Here is a 20,609-nt window from a genome sequence, read left to right as displayed (position 1 = left end):
TTATCGTCTTACTGACGAGATCGATGCGGGGTCTGACCGGATCCCACGGGAACTGACGGGATCTGAGGGACTCTGATGGCCGACATCACCCGGCGCCTGGGCTGGCGCCACCTGCGCGGGGCTCCTACGGCGCACATCCGGCACCACCGCTCGGGCAAGCTGCTGCACGACGGGCCCGGACTCAGCTTCTGGTTCCGCGCGTTGACCGCCGCGCTCTCCGAAGTGCCGGTCGACGACCGGGAGTTGGCCATGACCTTCCACGCCCGTACGTCCGACTTCCAGGACGTGGCGGTCCAGGCGACCGTCACCTACCGCATCAGCGACCCGGCCCTGGCCTCCGCCCGCCTCGACTTCTCCGTCGACCCGGACACGGGCGTGTGGCGAGGGGCACCTCTTGAGCAGTTGGGCACCCTGCTGACCGAGACGGCTCAGCAGCACGCGTTGGCCGTGCTCGCCCGAACTCCCCTCGCGGCGGCGCTGGTCGACGGGGTGACGGCGGTAAGGGAACGGATCGCGGCGGGCCTGGGCGCCGAACCCCGCCTCCCGGCCACCGGCATCGAGGTGGTCGCCGTCCGCGTGATGGCCATCCGCCCCGAGCCCGAGGTGGAACGGGCACTGCGCACCCCGGCCCGCGAACAGATCCAGCAGGAGGCGGACAAGGCCACCTACGAACGCCGGGCCGTCGCCGTCGAACGGGAGCGCGCGATCGCCGAGAACGAACTCGACAGCCAGATCGAACTCGCCCGCCGCGAGGAGCAGTTGGTCGACCAGCGAGGCACGAACACCCGCCGCGAGGCCGAGGAGCACGCGGCCGCGGACGGCGTCCGGGCCGAGGCGGAGGCCACGCGTACGGTACGGCTCGCCGACGCCGAGGCGGCACGTTCCGTACGGCTGGCCCGTGCCGAGGCCGAGGGTGCGCGCGAGGTCGGTGACGCGCGGGCCCACGCCCAGGCGGCGTGGCTGCGGGTGCACGCCGACGTCGACGTGGCGACCCTGAACGCGCTCACCGGGACACGGCTCGCGGAGAACCTGCCGAACATCGACAGCGTGACGATCTCGCCGGACGTACTGACGGGGCTGCTCAGCAGGCTCGGTGCCGGTGGCGGCGAGGTCGGCGCGTGAGTCTCGCGCCGCGGACCGTCCTCGTCCACCGGACCACGGAGTACGAGGAGTTGGTCGCCCGGCACGGGACGCACGGCCAGGCCGCGTACTTCCTCCGGTCGCGGGGCCGGGACATCGAGGAGGTCGCCGAACGGCACCGCCGGACCCGACGGGCGCTGGCCGAGGTGTCGTCGGCGATCCCCCTGACCTGGCGTCAGACCCAGGTCGAGCGGGCCGACTTGGACCGGTTCCTGTTCGCGCCGGAGGACATGGTGCTCGTCGTCGGGCAGGACGGGCTGGTCGCGAACGTCGCCAAGTACCTCGCCGGGCAACCGGTGTTGGGCTTCGACACCGACCCCGGCCGCAACCCGGGCGTCCTGGTACGACACCGTCCGTCGGCCGCGGCCACGCTGCTGTCCTCGGCGCACGCGGCGGGTACCGGTGTGGACGAACTGACCATGGTCGAGGCCGTCGCCGACGACACACAGCGACTGGTCGCGCTCAACGAGATCTATCTGGGAGCCGTCGGTCATCAGACGGCCCGATACCGCCTGGGTCTGGAGGGCGACGGGGGTGTCGTCGAGGCCCAGGCGTCCTCCGGGGTGCTCGTGGGAACGGGCACCGGGGCCACGGGGTGGCTCCGGTCGGTGTGGCAGGAACGGGGCAGTGCGCTGTCCCTGCCACACCCCTCGGAGGACAGGTTGGTGTGGTTCGTACGGGAGGCGTGGCCGTCGCCTGTCACCGGGACGTCGCTGGTCTCGGGGGAGTTGAGTGGGTCGGCGGGGCTTCAACTCACCGTTGAGTCGGAGGAGTTGGTTGTGTTCGGGGATGGGATGGAGGGGGATGCGGTGGAGTTGACTTGGGGGCAGGGGGTTCGGGTGGGGGTTTGTGAGGAACGGTTGCGGTTGGTGGGGTGAGCCACGACTCGCGTGCGCACTTGCTGGGCAGGTCACCAGCGTCGATGCGCGCTTCCGACCGCGGTCTCGAACTCGCCTAGTGCCTGGGCGAGTTCGCGCCTGCGGTCGGGGTGGTCATCGACGGAAACCACCGCGTCGAAGAACTCCCACAGAGCTCCCGGATGGTGTCGGACGAGTCCGGTGAGGATGCCCGCGACATCAGTGCGGGCCCTAGTATGACGCGGCAGTGTTCCGGCGGTCTGAGGATTCAGCGCACCGATCACCGTCTGCCTCTCGACGGGATCGTTCATCAACGGATAGGCGAGCAGGGCATCAACGGCTCGTTGCAGCGGCGAGGCCGACCGCTCCCCCACGTCCTCGCTCACCGGTGCCAGGATCTCGGTGCGTTCAGGGCTTTGCAGCCTGATCTCGGGACACTGCAGAGTCCTGCCGGTTTCCCTGAGGGCCGCTGTGCGAGCCCGCACGGCGGGAAACAGTTCCTCCGGATCAGGCAGCGCGGGCAGGGCGGCAGCGCGTTCCGCGAGCAGGCCCAGAAGGATGTCGGAGAAGAGCCCGGTACCGCGCGACGGGTCGTTGGCGGCGGCTCGTCCGCGGCCCGCGGCCCGAAGCAGGATCTGCCGGTGCACGAGCGTACGCCGCCCCATCGGCAGTGCGTCGGGCGGCAGTTGCTCCCTGAATGCGAGGTCCTCCTCGAACGTCTCGCAGGCATCGACAATCCACAGTTGGTCAGTGAGAGCGGGCACCGCGTCACTGGCGTACCGGGCGAGCGCCGAGTCCAGGTCGATGCCCAGCTTGTCGGCGGTGGTGGCGTCCGCGCAGAACAGCCGCAAGCGGTCGGATCGGTCGAGGACACCGTGCCCGCCCCACCACACCCAGAGCACGTCGCCGTGGACCGGCGACAGCTCGCGAACAAGGACTCGGCGCAGGGTGGCCTGGTCGGCTGGGGCGTACGGCACTTCAGGGACATATGTCGGCAGCGGGGCCAGGTGGAGCCGGAGTTGGGTCTCCGGCACCCCCGTGGCACGCAGCAGCCGGTGCAGGGCGACAGCGTCCCGGGCGGCCCCTGGCAGATTCCAACCGTCCCCCGCGTCGTAGGCCTCGATGCCGACGATCAGGGCGTGCACTCGAGCCGGGTCGACCGACGGGACGGTCACGGACCCGTGCGACGTGACGATCGAGCCCGTCACGGCAGACGGTCCACGATGTGCCGGTAGACCGCCGGATTGGTCCAGTACGCGCTGTGGGCCGCCGGAAAGGGCTGCTTGCTGTCGACGGCGACATCCGTGACACGGCCGGGGAACAGCCCCTCGCCGAGGTATCCGAGCAGGTCACGGGGATCGTACAGATTCAGCCACTCGGGTACGTACGGCGGAAGAGGGGCGGGATGTTCGAGGGAGGGCAGCGAGCCGGACTCGTACAGGAAGGGTCCCTGGGAGCCGACCGTCACCAGCCGCCGGACCTGCGGAAGCCGGACCGAGATCAGAGTATCCAGGGCGATGACGCCTCCAAGACTGTGACCGACCAATACCACGGGCGCTTCCATGCCTGCGACGAGCGTACGCAGGTCGTTGCGGACCGCCTCCCCGTGGCTGAGGTAACGCAGGACGTCCCCGGCGGCGGGATGCGCGGCCTCGGTGAGGGCGCGTCTGCGGCGTACGACCGCACGGGAAGCGGCGGCGCCCGCACCCCGCAACAGCAGGGAGCGCACTCCCCGTTCCGTTCCTCGGGGCGCTGCTCCGAGGACTTCCGCGAGCCGGTCGACGACGGTGTCCCGCGTCTCCCCGGTCGGCACGAACGGCGCGTCGGCGTCGAGCGCGTCGACAATGACTTGGGCGACCAAGCTACGTGCGGCGAGGATCGCCAGGTCACCCGGGTCCAGGGTGTCGGCGGCGAGACCCAGCAGCGGATGGGCAGCCAGGTCCGTGGCGGCACGAGCCAGGCCGGGGCCGAGTTCTGCGGCAGCCACGTCACCTCGCGCGGCGAGCATGGTCAGCCGTGTCTGCAGCTCCCGCTGCGGCGGGACGAAGCCGGGCGGGCGTTCGCCGGGCGTCTGCACGCCTCCGGCAGCGAGGGCGAGTTCGACGTACGGATCGGAATAGAGGATGGCCCAGGCAGCAGCCGTTTCTTCCTCAGCAGCCCATCCGCCCGAGGTATCGGCCAGGCCACGCGCGGTGCCTCCCGGATGCGTCGGCAGACTCGCCCCGCCCGCCGCGAGCGTGGCACCGTGTGCGCCTCCCCAGTAGTACGGCACGATGCGCAACCCGTCTCGCACCGCGGACAACCCTGCCGCGACTCGCCCCGCGAGTGCCGAAAAGCCCGGCTCGCGGACCCCTGTCCCGTGGATGAAGACAACCGCCGTCATGTGCCCCCCGATGGCGCCGACGTCCTGCCGCCAGGCGCAGTCAACTGTCGTCGCGACACCAAGTAACCCATATCCTGGGGCAATTGGGGAGCACCTGAACACGCAACGCTCGCCGGTTCGGACGCCATGCCATCGCCGCCGGGGACGGCTACAGCGGCAAGGGCGCGATGTCGCACTCGATCCGTCGACGCCGACGGGCGGCGAGAAGCCAGGGGTGATCTTCCCGGACCACTCGCGTGAACCCCTCCACTGCTCGCCGCTCCATCTCGTCCGCCTCTTCGCCGCGGCCCAACCGCCTCAGATCGAGAGCCAGGTTCGAAACACAGGACAGGGTGACCGGGTGATCATCTCCCGCCGTCTCGGTCAGCAGCGGGAGATGGGCCGCGTCGATCTCGTGGGCCCGGTCGAAGTCCAGTTGCGCGTACGCCGTGTTCGCCTGACCGAGCGCGACAGTCAGCGTCGTCACATGGCGGTGGCCGACCGCCCGGGCGAGCCTGGCCGCAGCGTCGTCCTGGACTTGCTGCGCGGCGGCGAGTTCCCTGAGCGCACGCAGCGTGGCTGCCAGATTGGCCTTCATGAGCAGGGTGTAGACATGATCGGGACCGAAGCGCTTCGCACAGCGATCCACCGTGTCCTCGCCCAGCCGGCGCGAGCCTTCGAGGTCTCCGGTGAGACGCCGGTCGATGCTGACGTTGATCGCCGTGGAGAGGCTGCCGGGGTGGTCGGGGCCGTAGCCGGTCACGAACCTGTTAAGCGTCATTTCGGACAGCTCGGTCGCGTCGGTGATCGCGCCGTCGCGGCGTCGGCAGACTGCCAGAGTCCCGGCGATGTTGAGGGTCAGAGGACTGTCGTCACCCAGCGCGGCTCGCGCCCGGCGGTAGACGTCCTCCTGGAAGTCGCGAGCGGCTGGGTAGTCGCCTGTCTCACGCATGTCGATCGCCAGACCGTTGAGCGTGTTGAGCGTCAGAGAGCTGGCAGGACCGAACACTTCCTCACGAAGCCGCGCCGTCTCCTCGTCCATGGGCAGCGCCTCACGGACCTGACCGCACAGGCGCAGGTCCACACCCCAACTGTGTGCGGCCCGCAGCGTGATCGAGTCCTCCGGTCCCAACTGGGAGGTGGCCCATTCGGTGGCCTCCTGCCCCAGGGCGCGGGCCTCGGCGAACCTGCCCTGGAAGCGCCGCGCGTCAGCCAGCTCGATCATGGAGTCGATGAGGTCCTCCGGCGCGACGTCCACGCGGCGCGAGAGCTCCAGTGCCTCCTCGTTGAGCCGGATGGATTCGTCGGCCTCACCGACGACGCGCAACAGGAACGCAAGGATCTTCGAAATACGAATGACGTGAATGTTCTCCTCGCCCGATGCGGCGAGCCACGCGGTGTAGGTCTGCCGCGCGAGGTCGGCGGCGCCCGTGTGGTTACCCCAGTAGTAGAGGAAGAGCGCAGTGTCGTAGACCAGTTCACGGACGAACGTGTCCGTGCTCGTCACGGCCTGGGAACTCAGCACATGCGGCAGCAACGCCTGGTAAGCGGGCCATTCCTGGGACGAGGCATAGTGGCCGGGTTTGGCCGCCGACAGCAGCTGGTGGGCTGCGTTCCGCATGCGCTCATGCTCGTCGGGACCCAGTTTGGCCAGGAGCACGTTCTGCAGCAGCCGGTGCATCTGCAGGGTGTCGGTTCGAAGGTCCAGCCTCACCAAGGAGAACTGGGTCAGGGCACGGATGGCCCGGCTCAGTTGGATCGCCTCGCCCAGAATGGGGTCGACGTTGGGCGTGATGTCGATTCCCCGGCTCTTCCGCAGCATCGAGAGCGGGACAGGTTCGGGAGCCATACAGGCGCAGATGTCGAGGAGGTCACGCGCTCCCGGGTTGTTCTCCTTGATTCGCCCCAGCGAGATGTCCCAGGCCGCCGCGACGGAGACCGGATAGTCAGGGGCCGGGTCGAGCTGAAGGATTTCGGGGCTGCGCTGCTCCAGCAGTTCGAGATATTCCCCGACGAGCATTCCCGTGACCGCGCGCCAGGCCCCTGCCTGCTCGACGGCGAGCGGCAGGTCCCCCAGGGCCGCGGCAAGCAGGTCGGCGTCGGCCGGGGAGAGGTCCGGGGAGCGCTTCCGGAGCAGCTCGATCGACTCCTCCCGCTCGAACACGTTCACCGGCAGCGGCGTCGCCACGCGTTCCCAGTCCGGGTTGCGCGACGTGACGATGATCTTTCCCGGACCGTTGGCCGGGAAGTAGGTGCGGACCACCTCGACGTTCTCGGCGTTGTCGAAGATCAGCAGCCAGTTGTCGTACGACACTCCTGTGCTCAACGCTTCGAGGACCGCGGGTACGGCCGTGTCGGCAGCAGGCGCACCACCGCCGTCCTGCCCCGCGGGGGTGAGCCGCAGACGCACGGCCAGGCCGGCGAGCGCCGTCAGGATCAGGCTTTCCCGTTCAGCCGGGATCCAGCAGATCAACTTGTAGTCCCGCTGATGGCGATACACGTATTCCAGGGCGAGTTGAGACTTGCCCACTCCGCCCAGGCCGTGCAGCGCATGCGGCAGGACCGCCACGGTGTCCCGGGCACCCAGCAGGTCCTCCACGGCCTGAAGGAGCGCCGTCCGCCCCACGAACGACGTGTTCCGCAGCGGAACGTTCACCATGACAGCCGGTGCTCCGCTTGCGGGTGTTCCGGTCGCGGTGCTCGTCATGGGGGGCTCAGCCACCGGGACTCCTCGGAACGGTCACGGGTTATCAGAGCAGGAAGGAGCCGTCAGTCTCTGTGCTGTCGCCGGAGCAATTCCGGGCGGGCCAGCATATGGCGGGACGCGCGGCCCGGGTCGAGGGCCGCGCGGGCGACGATCCAGCCCGCGAGGGCGTGCGGTTCGGCCGGATCGGCATCCAGCACCTCGGCGTACCGGACGAATGCGGCGGCCGGGTCCCCGGCTGCCAGATGCTCGTCAGCCGTGAAGGGCGACCGCGGGCGGTCGGCGAACGCGTAGGTACGCACGTCGGGCCAGGACTCGCGGTCGGTACGGAAGCGAAGGGCAGCCCGATCGTCCCCCGCCGTGAAGCCCGGCACGACGTTCCGCAGTCGCCATTCGGTACGGTGCAGCGCGGCCGCCGTACGGGCCCGCTCAAGGGCCGACCGGTCGACGGGTTCGCGCAGCCAGCCGTCGAGAGTCCTGGCCAGCCCTGCGACGAGCACACATCCCTCATCCGTGAGCCTGCCGCTCCCCAGCAAAGTGCGTACAACAAGTCGGCCCTGCAGCCGACGCAGGGCGAAATGGTACGCAGCTGTCTCGGCGTGCTCCGGGTCCGCCAGCTGTTCCCGCCAGAAGCCGGCGACTCCGATGAACGCATAGGCGCCGTGCAGGAGCCCCGTGAGGTGGCGTGGATCGGCTCGCCACGGTGCGTAGTAGCACTCCTCGCGGTCGTCGTCGAGGAGCGGGAACAGGTGCAGCAACGCGGCCAGTTTGCTGTGCTGGAACTCGTGGACAAAGGCCTCGGCGAGAGCGAGTGAGGAAGAAGGCCGGGCAATCACCATGGAGCCGTACGAGTCACCGCTGGTAGCGGAGACCCGCACGTCCGGTGGCGGCGGGGGTGTACTGCTCGTTCGCCCCCATGGGACAACGGCCCGGATGACTGTCGGATCAAGTCGGCCCAGCCCTGACTCCTCGTTCGCTCCGGTGACGTATCCGGCGGCTTCGTCGAACATCGCCTGCCACACGGCAGCCTCATCGGCGTCGAGCCGGGCCGGAGCGATGGGCTCGTCCAGATCACGATAGGGATCCAGGTCGTCGAGCGGGATGTCGATGACGCGCGAGAGGGCAGAGTAGGTGAGCGTGCGCAGTGGGATCCAGCGCGTACCGGTGCCGACGACATCGGTCGCCCCTCGCACCGGAGCTGTCAAGGGGTGGCAGGTGAGCACGGCGCTCGGGCTGGAGGTTTCCGAGCCGGCGGGTCCGCGGAGCGTCAAGGTCAGCTCGCCGTCATGCGTCTGCGCCGTACCGATTGTCAACCCGGCTTCAACGGAGGCGAGTTGAGCCATTCCCAGGCCGGGAAGGTGCAGCGCGCCGTCAGTGAGCGGGACCAGGAGATCCGCCTCGGTGCGAGCGCAGAGAGCCGCCGTGACGGCCAGCGCCGCCAGTCGGCCGGCTTCCGCCCACAGAGGCGGCCCTTCCGAGGCGCCATGGAGGCGTCGCAGGATATGGGCCACCCAACTCCCCACCTGGGGAGCCAGGATGAGCCGCTCGACCTCTTCGGGGGCCTTGTCGGCCGCCTCCCAGAGGACTCGCCACGCTTCGGAGTGCGGGGTGAGCGGAGTCGGCAGGGATTCGAGGTGCTTCTGCAGGGTGCGCAGCAGAAGGAGCCGCCGCACTCGTTCGCCGCGTTCGAGGAAGGCCAGGGCCTCGGACGAACCGCCACCGGTGGCGAGTTCGGCGAAAAGATGGTCGGGCATACGCAACGGAGGCCGGAGCTGCTCGGTGGTCATTCCCGGAGAACCTCCGTGGTACGTACGATCAGGCGGAAGGAACGATCCGCTCCTCGTGTGAGGGTCGGGGGGACTGCACCCCTACTCCGCTCTCCCCGGCTCGCCACCGCCCCGCATGCTGCTGCGTGGACGCAGGACTTCTGCCAGGAGTCGATCGGTGCGGCCGAGCGGCTTCAAGGTGTCGAAGGCGGTGAGAGGCAGATGCGCGAGGTCGGCCAGATCCGACTCCCAGACCGGAGCTCCGACACCGGAAACCCTTTCACCAGCGGTGACTTGGATATCGGGCACATGGGTCAGCGGCCGGTGCAAGGTGCCTCCCCTTTCGTTCTCAAGGCGGTGTACGGGCCACCTGTGCCGGTGCATTGGGTTGCATTGCGGCGAAGCCCCGCCAGATCATTGCACAGGATTACGCACGCCTCTCCGAGGCTTCCGCGACTCGTCCAGTGGGCGTAGAACCACTCGCAGTTCGCCTCGTTGCCCAAGGTGCCGTCAGCGTGGGAACACACCTTCTCGTACGGATGGAACACCAGCTGGTTCGGGGCTCGAAACAGCGGCCGGAGGCCGTCGCCGGACCTGTCACAGCGGCATGGGCGCCAAGTCGCACTGGATGCGTTGGCGCAGTCGAACCTTCTGGAGCCAGGGATGATCCTCACGCACCACCCGCGTGAATCCCTCCAGCGCCCTGCGCTCCATGTCGTCCGCCTCAGCACCACGGCCCAGGCCGCGAAGATCCAGGGCGAGGTTCGCGGCGCAGGACAGGGTCAGTGGGTGGTTCTCGCCTGCGACCTCGGTCAACAGCGGCAAGTTGGCCAGGTCGATCTCGTGTGCCTGTGTGAAGTCGAAGCGGGCGAAGGCCACGTTGGCTCTGCCCAGGTTGACCGTCAGGGTGGTCACGTGGTGGGGCCCGACCACCTCGGCGAGTCTGCGGGCCGCAGCGTCCTCAAGCCGCTGGGCGGCGTCGAGATCATCGAGTTTCTGCAGCGTGGCAGCGAGATTCGCCTTGGCCAGCAAGGTGTGCCCGTGGTCCTCACCGTATCGTCGGGTGAGGCGACGTACCGTGTCCTCGCCAAGCCATCGAGAACCGTCGAGATCGCCGGCGACTCGGCGGTCCACGGTGACATTGATTGCGGTCGACATCGTGTCGGTGTGATCCGGGCCGTAGGCGGTCTCCAAGTGGCGCAGTACCTGCTCGGCGAGCTTGGCTGCGTCGGCGATCGCCCCGTCACGGCGCCGGCAGACCGCGAGATTGCCCGCGATGCGCAGTGTCAGAGGGTTTTCCTCGCCGAGCGAGGCAATCGCCTGGCGGTAGACGCCCTCCAGGAAATCGCGGGCGGCGGGGTAGTCGCCGCTCTCTCGCATATCGATGGCGACACCGTTGAGGGTGTTGAGCGTCAGCGAGCTGGCGGGGCCGAACAGTTCCTCCCGCAGCCGCGCCGTCTCCTGGTCCTTCGGAAGGGCCTCACTGAACTGGCCGCACAGCCGTAGGTCAACTCCCCAGCTGTGCGCGGCCCGTAACGTGACCTGGTCATAGGGGCCGAGTTCGGTACGGGCCCATTCGGTGGCTTCTTTTCCGAGATCTCGCGCTTCCGCGAACCTGCCCTGGTAGCGTCGCGCGTCGGCCAGTTCGATCATCGAGTCGATGAGGTCCTCCGGGTCGACGTCCACCCGGCGCGAGACCTCCAGCGCCGTCTCGTTGAGGGGGATGGACTCTCCGGCCTCGCCCACAACACGTAACAGGAACGCCAGGATCTTCGAAATGCGGATGACGTGAATGTTCTCCTCACCTGACGCGGCGTGCCAGGCCTTGTAGGCCTGCCGCGCCAAGTCGACGGCATTGGGGTGATCGCCCCAGTAGTAGAGGAACAGCACGGTGTCGTAGACCAGGTCGCGCACGTACCCGTGCGTACTGGTCTCCGCCTGAGAGCTCAGCACGTGCGGCAGCAGTGCCTGATATGCGGGCCACTCCCTGGACGAGGCGTAGTGGCCGGGTTTGGCCGCCGACAGGAGCTGATGAGCCGCGTTCCGCATGCGCTCATGCTCGTCGGGACCCAGTTTGGCCAGGAGCACGTTCTGCAGCAGCCGGTGCATCTGCAACGTGTCGAACCGGAGGTCCAGCTTCACCAGAGAGAACCTGGTCAAGTCGCGGATGGCCCGGCTCAGTTTGATCGACTCGCGCAGGATGGGGTCGACCTCGGGTGTGATGTCGATGCCGCGGCCCTTGCGCAGCATGGAGAGCGGGACCGGCTCAGGAGCCATGCAGGCACAGATGTCGAGGAGTTCGCGAGCCCCGGGACTGTTCTCCTTGATCCGTTCCAGCGAGATGTCCCACGCCGCCGCGACGGAGACCGGATAGTCAGGAGCCGGGTCGAGGTGAAGGATTTCGGGGCTGCGCCGGTTCAGCAGTTCGAGGTAGTCGTCGACGAGCATTCCCGTGACCGCGCGCCAGGCACCCGCCTGCTCCACAGCGAGCGGCAGGTCCCCCAGAGCCGACGCGAGCCGGTCGGCGTCGAGTTCGGACAGGTCCGGAGAGCGCTTCTGGAGGAGTTCAATCGACTCCTCCCGCTCGAACACGTTCACTGGCAGAGGGGTCGCCACGCGCTCCCACTCACGGTTGCGGGACGTGACGATGATCTTTCCCGGACCGTTCGTGGGGAAGTAGCTCCGTACCGCCTCGACGTCCTCGGCGTTGTCGAAGATCAACAGCCAGTTGTCGTACGGGACTCCCGTGCGCAGCGCCTCAAGGACAGCTGGCACGGCCGTGTTGGCGGCAGGCGCGCCACCGTCCTCCCCCGCGAGGGGGAGCCGCAGACGCCCGGCCAGGCCGGCGAGGGCCGTCAGGATGAGGCTGTCCCGCTCGGCCGGGATCCAGCAGATCACCTTGTAGTCCTGCTGATGGCGGTACACGTATTCCAGCGCCAGCTGCGACTTTCCCACGCCTCCCATTCCGTGCAGCGCGTGCGGCAGCACAGCCGCTGTGTCCTGGTCCCCGAGCTGGCCCTCGACTGCCTGAAGCAGCGCTGCGCGGCCCACGAAGGACGTATTCCGCAGCGGAACGTTCACCAGAAGGGCGGACTCTCCCATCGACTTCATTTCCATGCCTGGCCGTGCCTCCGTGGGGTTCCCAGTTCGGTCGGTACGCGCTCCGTGTCCGTCTTCGCGTGACGCCCCGCTTGACGGTGCGTCATCCTGAAGTCGGGCCGACGCCGACGGGGTGCCGTCAACGGCCGGGATGATCTCCTCTATCCGACGAGCCCGCTCGGAATACGGCCCCGACAGCGCGCGCATGACGGCCAGTTCGGAATGGTGCCAGCCACGGGCACTGGGGTCGGGCAAGGTGGTTCCCGCTGGATCACGCAGGGCGGCACGCAGCGCGACACCTCGTGCGCCGGCCGCGGGCAGCTCTCCGAGGATGCTGACAATCGCGGCCAGGTGAGAGCGGGTCGTCGTGGCGAGAAGCGCTTCCCGTACTCCATCGGCGAATTCGGGTTCGGTGCCGAAGCCACCCCAGTCAATCAGGCCGCCCATGATGATCTCGGCCAAATGCTCAGGCGCGCTGTCGGGCAACGTCCGCCTGCGGAGTTCGTCTATGAGATCGAACTCGAAGGGAACGGCGGCCAGTTGAGTGGCAAGTCGGCGGGCCGTCGGCGTGGCCAGAGTGAAGAAGCGGCGTACCGCGGCAGCGGCCCCACGGGGATGGCGTGGCGCGCGCAGGCCCGGTGCCGGTGCTCCTTTCGCGAGCGTGCCGGCCAGCACTGTGGGAAGTTCGCGGCGTACTCCCGGCTCTCCGGTGACGAGTTCGGCCCACGCGACGATGGATCCCGGCTTCAGGGACAGCACCGGGACGGGCACGGTTGTGTCCTGGTGCTCGGGCAGAGGCCGCATGGGATCGGGGCCGTCCCACGGCGGCCGTACTCCAAGACGCCGGTTGGGCGCTCCAGGTCCCCCGGCCTCCAGCATCGCGCGGTACGGATACAGGGAGGACCGGTGCCGCACGTAGGGCGGCAGCAGATGCAGGACTGCCGTCGGGCCTGCCCTGCCGAGGCGTTCGAGCAGTAGGTCGGCGGCGGGTCCGGCCCAGCTGTGTCCCAGACCGTCCGTGACGACCAGGAAGACCCGGTCTCCTCTCCCGCTGAGGATTTCCCCCAGGTCGGCAGTGGTCCGTCCGGCGCCCCAGCGTAGTGTCGGCTGCCCGTCGCGGGGCACGTCCAGCCCCACGACCCGTACGGCTCGGAAGGCGCCGCAGTGTTCCGCGGCGAGGGACAGGTCCGCCGTGGATTCGCGCCAGATCGCCATGGTGGGGGCGCCGTCGACCAGCAGAACCAGATCGAACGCCGTCGAGGAGGCAGGCCGGAACCACGGCATCCACAGCTCGTCCGACACTCCCCGCTCGGCTGTGGCCTCTTCGTCCAGTTCCACGACGGTAGGTGACGGCACACGACGCGCCAGCCGGTGCAGTGCGCGAGCCAACCGTGCGGACTGGCGTCCCGACCCAGGTGTGCTGTCCGGACGTGGCAGTACGGGCCGCCCCAGGTGTACTTGATCGGGTCCTTCCGGATCCGGCGCGGGTAACGGCCGGGAGACCGGCGGATTGTCGTCGCCCGGGGGCTCGGGGCGTTCTCCGAGCGGCGACGGCGGGGGTGTCCCGCTGCTCGGTTCGCTTTCTTCGGTGGTCTCCACCGGACTCGGCGGAGCTCGCCGTCCCGTGCGGTGCCAGTACGCGCTCAGCCAAACCGCGTCTGCCAGCTCCTGCCAGTGCGGGGTGGTGGAGTCTGAGCGGTCCATGAACGAGTCCGACATCTCTCGCAGTTCTTGCGGGGGTTCTCCCGCATCCGCACTGAGATCGTCGGGCGCAGGTGCCCGCTCCCGGTGAAAGCCGGTCATTCAGCGGCCCTTCGCGAGGTCGCGGAGCAGCATTTCCATGAGCTTACGCCCGTCCGCGTCGGCCTGGAAACCACCCAACGTGGTCAACCGCACGGCGTTCAGCAACTGGTCGAGCGAATGAGTCCCTCCGCTCCGTACCCGGCGGATGTACTCGTCCACCAGACGTTCCGTTCCTTCAGGGCGCTCCCTCAGGTGACTCTCCACAATGGCCAGCAACTGCTCCCGTGTGGGTGGCTGCATCTCCAGCGGCAGGCACCGCCTGCGGAACGCCGCCGGGAACTCCCTCTCTCCGTTGCTGGTGATCACCACGACAGGGAATTCCCGGCACTCCACCCGGCCCTCCCGAACGACGGCATGGCCACCGGGATCGCTGGTGTGTACGCAGGCCGAATCAGCGGCATCACGCACCAGCTCCGGGATCTCGTAGCTGCCGTTCTCCAGGACGTGCAACAGGTCGTTGGGGAGGTCGATGTCGCTCTTGTCCAGCTCGTCCACGAGCAGGACACGGGGCCGTTCGTAGGGCAGCAGGGCTGTGCCCAGAGCGCCGAGGGTGATGAACTCCCCCAGAGCAGGCGTCCGTTGACGACCACGTGAGGATGGCGCTGCTGATCCGTCGGCGTCTTCGCCAGGTCCGGTGCCGGTTGCTTCCCGAAGTCCGGCCCGCCAGGCGGCGATGGCCTGCGCTCGCCCCAGCGCGTCATACGTGTGGAGTCCGTCGCGCAATGTGGTGCGGCTGACGATGTTCCATTCGAGGACGCGGCCCAGGCCGAGTTCCCGTCCGATGAGAAAGGCGAGAGTGGACTTCCCTATCCCTGGGGGTCCGGTGATCAGCAGGGGCCGCCGCAGCAGCAGCGCCGCGTTGACGATGTCGGTCTCGTCGGGCCCGAGTTGCTGGACCACGTTGCCCGGCCCCAGTCGGCGCAGCGCGGCTTCCTCGTCGTCCGGCGGCAGCGGCTGGGGTGGACCGCCGCGGAACTGTCGCCAGGGAGGCGCCTTGGGCAGGTGGGGCAGCGGACCGTCAGTGGTATGTCCGGTGGCACGGAACACACGCCAGCCATCCGGGACTTCCTGCTCCTGTGAGGTCATGCCGATACCTCTTCCTCACCGGCGAGATCGCCGTGGTCGAAATCATGGATGTCGACAAGCCGGTTCGGGTCGTCCCAGAGAAACGCGATATGACGCCCCAACAAGAGGGGCCCGGCGACATGGAGTTCGGCCGTGCGGCGCAGCCGATAGATGGCGATGGGAAGTTGTGCGGACGTCGGCACGGCCGCGAAAACGGCTGTGACGACTTCCCGTCGCTCTTCCAGGAACTCACCCCGTCGGTCCCAGACCGCGAGACCGACTCCTTCCGCGATGGCCCCCTTGAGCGCATCCGTCGAGGCTCCTCCGTCAGGTGCGTCGATCACCACAGCCGTGCGGCTCGGCTCAGCAGCCAGGGAGGCCAGCCATTCATCGAGGTGGTCGCCGTCGCACGTCTGCCAGCCATGCACCCCAATACCCTGTCGCTGCAACGTGTTCCAGCGTTCCAGCCATTGCGTCCGGACCAGCGAGTCATCTGTACGCATCCGTTCGAGGCTGCGCAGATGCACTACGCATTTCAGTGCCAGGGGCAGGGGCTTTCCGTCGCCGGACCGTAGTTTCAACCCGGCCACGTCGTGGTTGAGCAGATCGTAGGGGAGCAAGAACTCGACGTAAGGGGGCGTCTCTCGCACGCTCGCAGGAATCTGCTCCTGCCGTCCCGGCGACAGCCGGACCACTTGGCGCAGCGCGCGCTCGACCGCCGGGCCCAGTCCGTCGAGACCGGTCGTCTCGGGTTCGGCCGGCTGAGGATGCCAACGACCGGGAACGGTGTTCAGCCACGGGCGGACGACGATGTCTCCGGAGCCGTCACGTGCCGGGTCGACAGCTACGACCAAGCACCTGGGAATCGATGCGTCCACAGTCACAACGGCCCGCTCCGACCTGCGCCGTTCAAGCTCCGCCAGCAAGCGGGTGCGATCGGCCCAGTCATGGGCCCAGGCAGAGAACGCGAGCCTACGGCCCGGGGTCGTGGACTGCTCTGCCGCGTGCTCCATCAGCAGAACGGCGGGAGGCAGTCCGTCGGGCTGGACGTTCAGCTCCAGCACATAGGTGAAGAGCTGAACCACTGACAGTTGTGAGGGCAGGTCAAGATGGAGCTCGCCCGCAAGCCCGTCCCGCAGCCCAATGGCGGACAGCCTCGGCTCCGCGGCACTCAGCAGGGCGAGGGCAGAGCCGACGTCGTCCTCTGTCAGCGGGCCGAACAGCGGCGAAGCAATGACTGGAGACGCGGGCGGAATGAACAGCTTCTCAAGTCGGCCGGCGACCGAAGCTCCCTCGAAGACGCGGACGACTTCGATCAGGACGCGTTCTCCCGCGACGACGCTCAGCGCCGCTCGCGCCATGGCGATGACATCCTCACGCTGTTTGACACCGCGGAGATCTACGCGCAGATTCAACTGCTCAGAGAGCAACGTCGCAAAATATGTGCGGCCGGCCTGGTCCTCCAGGCAACCGAGCCCGCACAGGGCCTCGGTCAAACGGAACAGTAAATCCCTGCCCGGCGCACGCCCGAACCCACCTAATCCCGCCGCCGTTTCCACCGACCTTCCCCCATGAGTCGGTATACCTGACTGACGAGCGAAGCTAGCATGCCGTCTTCGGCGGAACCAGGTGCACTCACATGTGTGCGCCAAGCCGGTGCGCCTGGACCAGGGTGGCCCGGCCGGATCCGGCCGGGCCACCCTGGTGAACGGACCAGGCCGCCCTCCGCCTGCTCACAGACGCGGATCCACCGGCTCCGACTCCAGCGCCAACCCCGAACACCGCCTCGTGCACACACCACAGCGGCTCACCCTCGGCCAGCCGGTCAAGCGCCTCAAGACCGAGCGCGTACTCCCGGATCGCCAGCGACCGCTTGTGGTTGAGGAACCGCCCCCGCAGCCGGGCGAGGTTGTCGGCACGCGTGTACTCCGGACCGTAGATGATCCGCAGGTACTCACGGCCACGGCACTTGATACCCGGCTGGACCAACCTCCCCTGCTCGCTGCGCACGACCGCCCCGACCGGCTTGACGACCATGCCCTCGCCACCCCGCCCCGTCATCTCCAGCCACCAGTCGACACCGGCCTGTACCGACTCGGGGTCACCGGTGTCGACGTACAGCCGACGTGTGGTCTGCAGCAGGCCCGTGCTGTCGTGCTCCACCAGCCGGTCCAGCAGGGCGAGTTGTTCGTCGTGCGGGAGCCCGGCGAGGCTGCGCCCCTGGACCGCGAGGATCTGGAACGGGGCGAGCCGGACACCGTCGAGGCCGGACGTGGTCCAGCAGTAGCGACGGTACGCGTCGGTGAACGCCGAGGCGTCGGCGGCGCGTTCACGCTGCCGGGAGAGCAGCGCGTCCACGTCGACACCCCGCCCCGCGGCACCTTCCAGCGCGGCCAGCGCACCCGGGAACACCGCCCGCGCCGCCGCACCGACCGCCGCGTACTGACCACGCAGCAGCCCGGACGCCTTCAGCGACCACGGCATCAACTCCGCGTCCAGCAGCACCCAGTCGGTGTCCAGCTCCGCCCACAGGCCCGACTCGTCGAGCGCCGTCCGCAGTCGGCCGAGGATCTCTTCAGTGACCGCCCGGTCGTCGAAGAACGGACGGCCGGTGCGCGTGTAGAGCGAACCGGTCGGCCCATCCACGCCGAAGCGCTTGGCCGCCGCCTCCGCGTCCCGGCACACCAGCGCCACCGCCCGCGAACCCATGTGCTTCTCCTCGCACACGACCCGCGTGACCCCGTCGTCGGCGTACTGCGCGAACGCCTCGGCCGGGTGCTCCAGATAGCCCTCGACGTGCGAGGTCGCCGTCGGGGCCATCGTCGGCGGGAGGTACGGCAGCAGGCGCGGGTCGACCGCGAAGCGGCTCATGACCTCCAGGGCCGCCGCCGCGTTCTCCTCGCGGACCGACACCCGGCCGGCGTGCCGGGTCTCCACCACGCGGCGGCCGTGCACGTCCGCCAGGTCGAGCGGGCGGCCGTCGTGGCCGCCGGGTGCCTCGGTGCGGAGCGGACGGGTCGGCTCGTACCAGACCTGCTCGGCCGGTACGTCGACCAGTTCCCGCTCCGGCCACCGCAGGGCGGTCAGCTTGCCGCCGAAGACGGCGCCCGTGTCGAGGCAGATGGTGTTGTTCAGCCAGGTGGCCTCGGGGACCGGGGTGTGGCCGTAGACGACGGCCGCGCGACCTCGGTAGTCCTCGGCCCACGGGTAGCGCACCGGCAGGCCGAACTCGTCGGTCTCACCGGTGGTGTCGCCGTAGAGCGCGTGCGAGCGGACCCGGCCGGAGGTGCGGCCGTGGTACTTCTCGGGCAGGCCGGCGTGGCAGACCACGAGTTTGCCGCCGTCGAGGACGTAGTGGCTGACGAGTCCGTCGATGAACTGCCGTACCTGGGCGTGGAATTCCTCGCTCTCCCCCTCCATCTGCTCGATCGTCTCGGCCAGGCCGTGCGTGTGCTGGACCTTGCGGCCCTTCAGGTGACGGCCGTACTTGTTCTCGTGGTTGCCCGGTACGCACAGGGCGTTTCCCGAGCCGACCATGGACATCACGCGGCGCAGCACACCGGGCGAGTCGGGGCCGCGGTCGACGAGGTCGCCGACGAAGACGGCCGTACGGCCCGCCGGGTGGACACCGTCGTCGTAGCCCAACTTGCCGAGCAGGGTCTCCAGTTCGGCGGCGCAGCCGTGGATGTCGCCGATGATGTCGAAGGGGCCGGTGAGGTGGGTCAGGTCGTTGTAGCGCTTCTCGGTGACGACCGTGGCGTGGTCGATCTCCTCGACGCCCCGCAGGACGTGCACCTTGCGGAAGCCCTCGCGCTCCAAGCCCCGCAGGGAGCGCCGGAGTTCACGGGTGTGCCGGGTGATGACGCGGCGCGGCATGTCGGCCCGGTCGACGCGGGAGGCGTTGCGCTCGGCGCACACCTCCTCCGGTACGTCGAGCACGACGGCGATGGGCAGCACGTCGAACTGCTTGGCCAGGTCGATCAGTTGGCGTCGGCTGTCCTGCTGCACGCTGGTCGCGTCGACGACCGTGCGGCGGCCCGCGGCGAGGCGCTTGCCGGCGATGTAGTGCAGGACGTCGAAGGCGTCCCGGCTGGCGCTCTGGTCGTTCTCGTCGTCCGCGACCAGGCCCCGGCAGAAGTCCGAGGAGATGATCTCGGTCGGCTTGAAGTGCCGGTGCGCGAAGGTGGACTTGCCGGAGCCAGAGGCACCGATCAGCACCACGAGGGAGAGGTCGGTGACGGGCAGTACGCGCCCCTTGGGCGGCTGGGTCTCGGTCATGCGGCCTTCTCCTCCTTCACGGTACTCACGCTGAACACGGCCATCTGGGTGGGCGGTCCCACCTCGGGGTCGTCGGGCCCGACCGGTACGAACTCGACGTCGTAGCCGTGCCGTTGGGCGACCTTCCCCGCCCACTCCCCGAACTCGGCGCGCGTCCACTCGAAGCGGTGGTCGCCGTGCCGGACGTGTCCGGCGGGGAGGGTCTCCCAGCGGACGTTGTACTCGACGTTCGGGGTCGTGACGACGACCGTCCTCGGGCGGGCGGCGCCGAACACCGCGTACTCCAGGGCCGGCAGCCGGGGCAGGTCGAGGTGTTCGATGACCTCGCTGAGCACGGCGGCGTCGTAGCCCTTGAGGCGGTTGTCGGTGTAGGCGAGCGAGCTCTGGAAGAGCTGGACGCGCGAGGCCTGCCGCTCCCCCATGCGGTCGAGCTTGAGGCGGCGGCCCGCGATGGTGAGCGCGCGCATCGACACATCGGTGCCGACGATCTCCGTGAACCGGGTGTCCTTGAGCAGCGCCTGCACCAACTGGCCCTGCCCGCACCCGAGATCGAGCACGCGGCCGGCACCGGACGTCCTGAGCGCCCCGATGATCGCGTCCCGGCGCTGCACGGCGAGCGGCGTCGGCTTCTCCTCGGCCTCGGTCTCCGGCTCGACGGCGTTGTCGATCTCCTCGACCTCGCTGTCGTCGGCCTCGGCGAGCCGCACGAGTTCCAGCCGCTCCATCGCCTCGCGGGTGAGGGACCAACGGCGGGACAGATAACGGCTGGTGATGAGCTTCTGCTCCGGGTGCGTAGGCAGCCAGCCCTCACCGGCGCGCAGCAGCTTGTCCACCTCGTCGGACGCGACCCAGTAGTGCTTGGCGTCGTCCAGGACCGGCAGCAGGACGTACAGGTGGCGCAGCGCCTCGGCGAGGGTCAGCGTCTCCGCTTCCAGGACGAGGCTGACGTACCGGGAGTCGCCCCACTCGGGGAACTCGGCGTCCAGCGCGACCGGTTCGACGGTGACCGTCCAGCCGAGCGGCGCGAAGAGCTGTCGTACGAGATCGGGACCGCCGCGTGCGGGCAGCGCGGGCACCTCGATGCGCAGCGGCAGCGGCTGCTCCGCGCGCTCGGGGCGGGCGTTGCACACGCCCCGCATGGCGCTGGAGAAGACCGCGCTCAGGGCCACGGCGAGCAGTGAAGAGGCCGCGTACGGACGGTCGTTGACGTACTGCGCGAGCGCCGCGTCGGGCGCGCCACCGCGCCCCTTGCCCTTGCCGCGCCGGACCAGCGCCACCGCGTCGACCTCAAGCAACAGCGCCGCCGTGCACCGCGCGGGATCCGCCTCGGGGTAGAGGACGTACGCCTTGCCGTAGGACGTCGAGAACGCCTGCGCCTTGTCGGGATGCTTGTGCAGCAGGAAACCGAGGTCGGTGGCGGGGCGTTCTGGGGTGCCGGTGGTACTGATCGTCAGGAACACGGTGGGCCTGCCTCGTAACGTCTACTGGGCCTCTGAGCTGGGGAAGCGCGCCACCGCGGAACGCGGGGCGCCCGC

10 protein-coding genes and 1 pseudogene are annotated in these 20,609 nt (G+C 69.0%); 2 read left to right on the top strand and 9 right to left on the bottom strand.

From position 1 onward, the window contains the following. Nucleotides 1-75 precede the first annotated feature (75 nt). Nucleotides 76-1,122, top strand: coding sequence for an SPFH domain-containing protein (locus OG496_RS40830; protein WP_405974421.1), 1,047 nt, complete (start codon nt 76-78; stop codon nt 1,120-1,122). After that, the gene (locus OG496_RS40825; protein WP_405974420.1) at nt 1,119-2,018 is read left to right on the top strand and encodes a hypothetical protein; all 900 of its coding nucleotides are present in this window, start codon (nt 1,119-1,121) and stop codon (nt 2,016-2,018) included. The genes OG496_RS40830 and OG496_RS40825 overlap by 4 nt, the downstream gene beginning before the upstream one ends. Nucleotides 2,019-2,050: 32 nt before the next feature. Here the strand turns inward: OG496_RS40825 and OG496_RS40820 are convergent, their stop codons facing one another. The 9 genes and pseudogenes from OG496_RS40820 to OG496_RS40780 form a co-directional block, all read right to left on the bottom strand. After that, nucleotides 2,051-3,205 (bottom strand): caspase family protein, encoded by a 1,155-nt coding sequence (locus OG496_RS40820; RefSeq protein WP_405974419.1) that lies wholly within the window; start codon nt 3,203-3,205, stop codon nt 2,051-2,053. Then, nucleotides 3,202-4,290, bottom strand: coding sequence for an alpha/beta fold hydrolase (locus OG496_RS40815; RefSeq protein ID WP_405974418.1), 1,089 nt, complete (start codon nt 4,288-4,290; stop codon nt 3,202-3,204). The genes OG496_RS40820 and OG496_RS40815 overlap by 4 nt, the downstream gene beginning before the upstream one ends. Before the next feature lie 238 nt (nt 4,291-4,528). Continuing rightward, nucleotides 4,529-7,018, bottom strand: coding sequence for an FxSxx-COOH system tetratricopeptide repeat protein (gene fxsT / locus OG496_RS40810; RefSeq protein WP_405976811.1), 2,490 nt, complete (start codon nt 7,016-7,018; stop codon nt 4,529-4,531). Nucleotides 7,019-7,128: 110 nt separating this feature from the next. Next, nucleotides 7,129-8,850, bottom strand: coding sequence for an aKG-HExxH-type peptide beta-hydroxylase (locus tag OG496_RS40805; RefSeq protein ID WP_405974417.1), 1,722 nt, complete (start codon nt 8,848-8,850; stop codon nt 7,129-7,131). Between the two features lie 576 nt (nt 8,851-9,426). Further along, nucleotides 9,427-13,731 carry an FxSxx-COOH system tetratricopeptide repeat protein gene (fxsT, locus tag OG496_RS40800; RefSeq protein WP_405974416.1) on the bottom strand — a complete coding sequence of 1,435 codons (4,305 nt, stop codon included), beginning with the start codon at nt 13,729-13,731 and terminating at the stop codon, nt 9,427-9,429. After that, on the bottom strand, nt 13,732-14,817 hold the full coding sequence (locus OG496_RS40795) for a MoxR family ATPase (RefSeq protein WP_405974415.1): 1,086 nt from the start codon (nt 14,815-14,817) through the stop codon (nt 13,732-13,734). After that, nucleotides 14,814-16,292, bottom strand: a complete 1,479-nt coding sequence (locus OG496_RS40790; protein ID WP_405974414.1) for an effector-associated domain 2-containing protein — start codon at nt 16,290-16,292, stop codon at nt 14,814-14,816. The genes OG496_RS40795 and OG496_RS40790 overlap by 4 nt, the downstream gene beginning before the upstream one ends. A 237-nt stretch (nt 16,293-16,529) precedes the next feature. After that, nucleotides 16,530-19,074: pseudogene (locus OG496_RS40785) on the bottom strand (polynucleotide kinase-phosphatase). Next, a complete protein-coding gene (locus OG496_RS40780) occupies nt 19,071-20,534 on the bottom strand; it encodes a 3' terminal RNA ribose 2'-O-methyltransferase Hen1 (protein ID WP_405974413.1) in 1,464 nt (487 codons plus the stop codon). The pseudogene OG496_RS40785 and the gene OG496_RS40780 overlap by 4 nt, the downstream one beginning before the upstream one ends. Between the last annotated feature and the right edge of the window lie 75 nt (nt 20,535-20,609).

Source organism: Streptomyces sp. NBC_00988 (assembly GCF_045162645.1).
In the GTDB taxonomy this organism is placed as follows: domain Bacteria; phylum Actinomycetota; class Actinomycetes; order Streptomycetales; family Streptomycetaceae; genus Streptomyces.
Note: the sequence above shows the minus strand (reverse complement) of the source record. Positions and strands in the feature narration are given on the sequence as shown.

Bases quoted from the DNA above. Each gene is read 5' to 3' on its own strand.
- OG496_RS40830 (WP_405974421.1), top strand. From the start codon at position 76: ATGGCCGACATCACCCGGCGCCTGGGCTGGCGCCACCTGCGCGGGGCT.
- fxsT (WP_405976811.1), bottom strand. From the start codon at position 7,018: ATGGTGAACGTTCCGCTGCGGAACACGTCGTTCGTGGGGCGGACGGCG.
- OG496_RS40805 (WP_405974417.1), bottom strand. From the start codon at position 8,850: ATGACCACCGAGCAGCTCCGGCCTCCGTTGCGTATGCCCGACCATCTT.
- fxsT (WP_405974416.1), bottom strand. From the start codon at position 13,731: ATGACCGGCTTTCACCGGGAGCGGGCACCTGCGCCCGACGATCTCAGT.
- OG496_RS40795 (WP_405974415.1), bottom strand. From the start codon at position 14,817: ATGACCTCACAGGAGCAGGAAGTCCCGGATGGCTGGCGTGTGTTCCGT.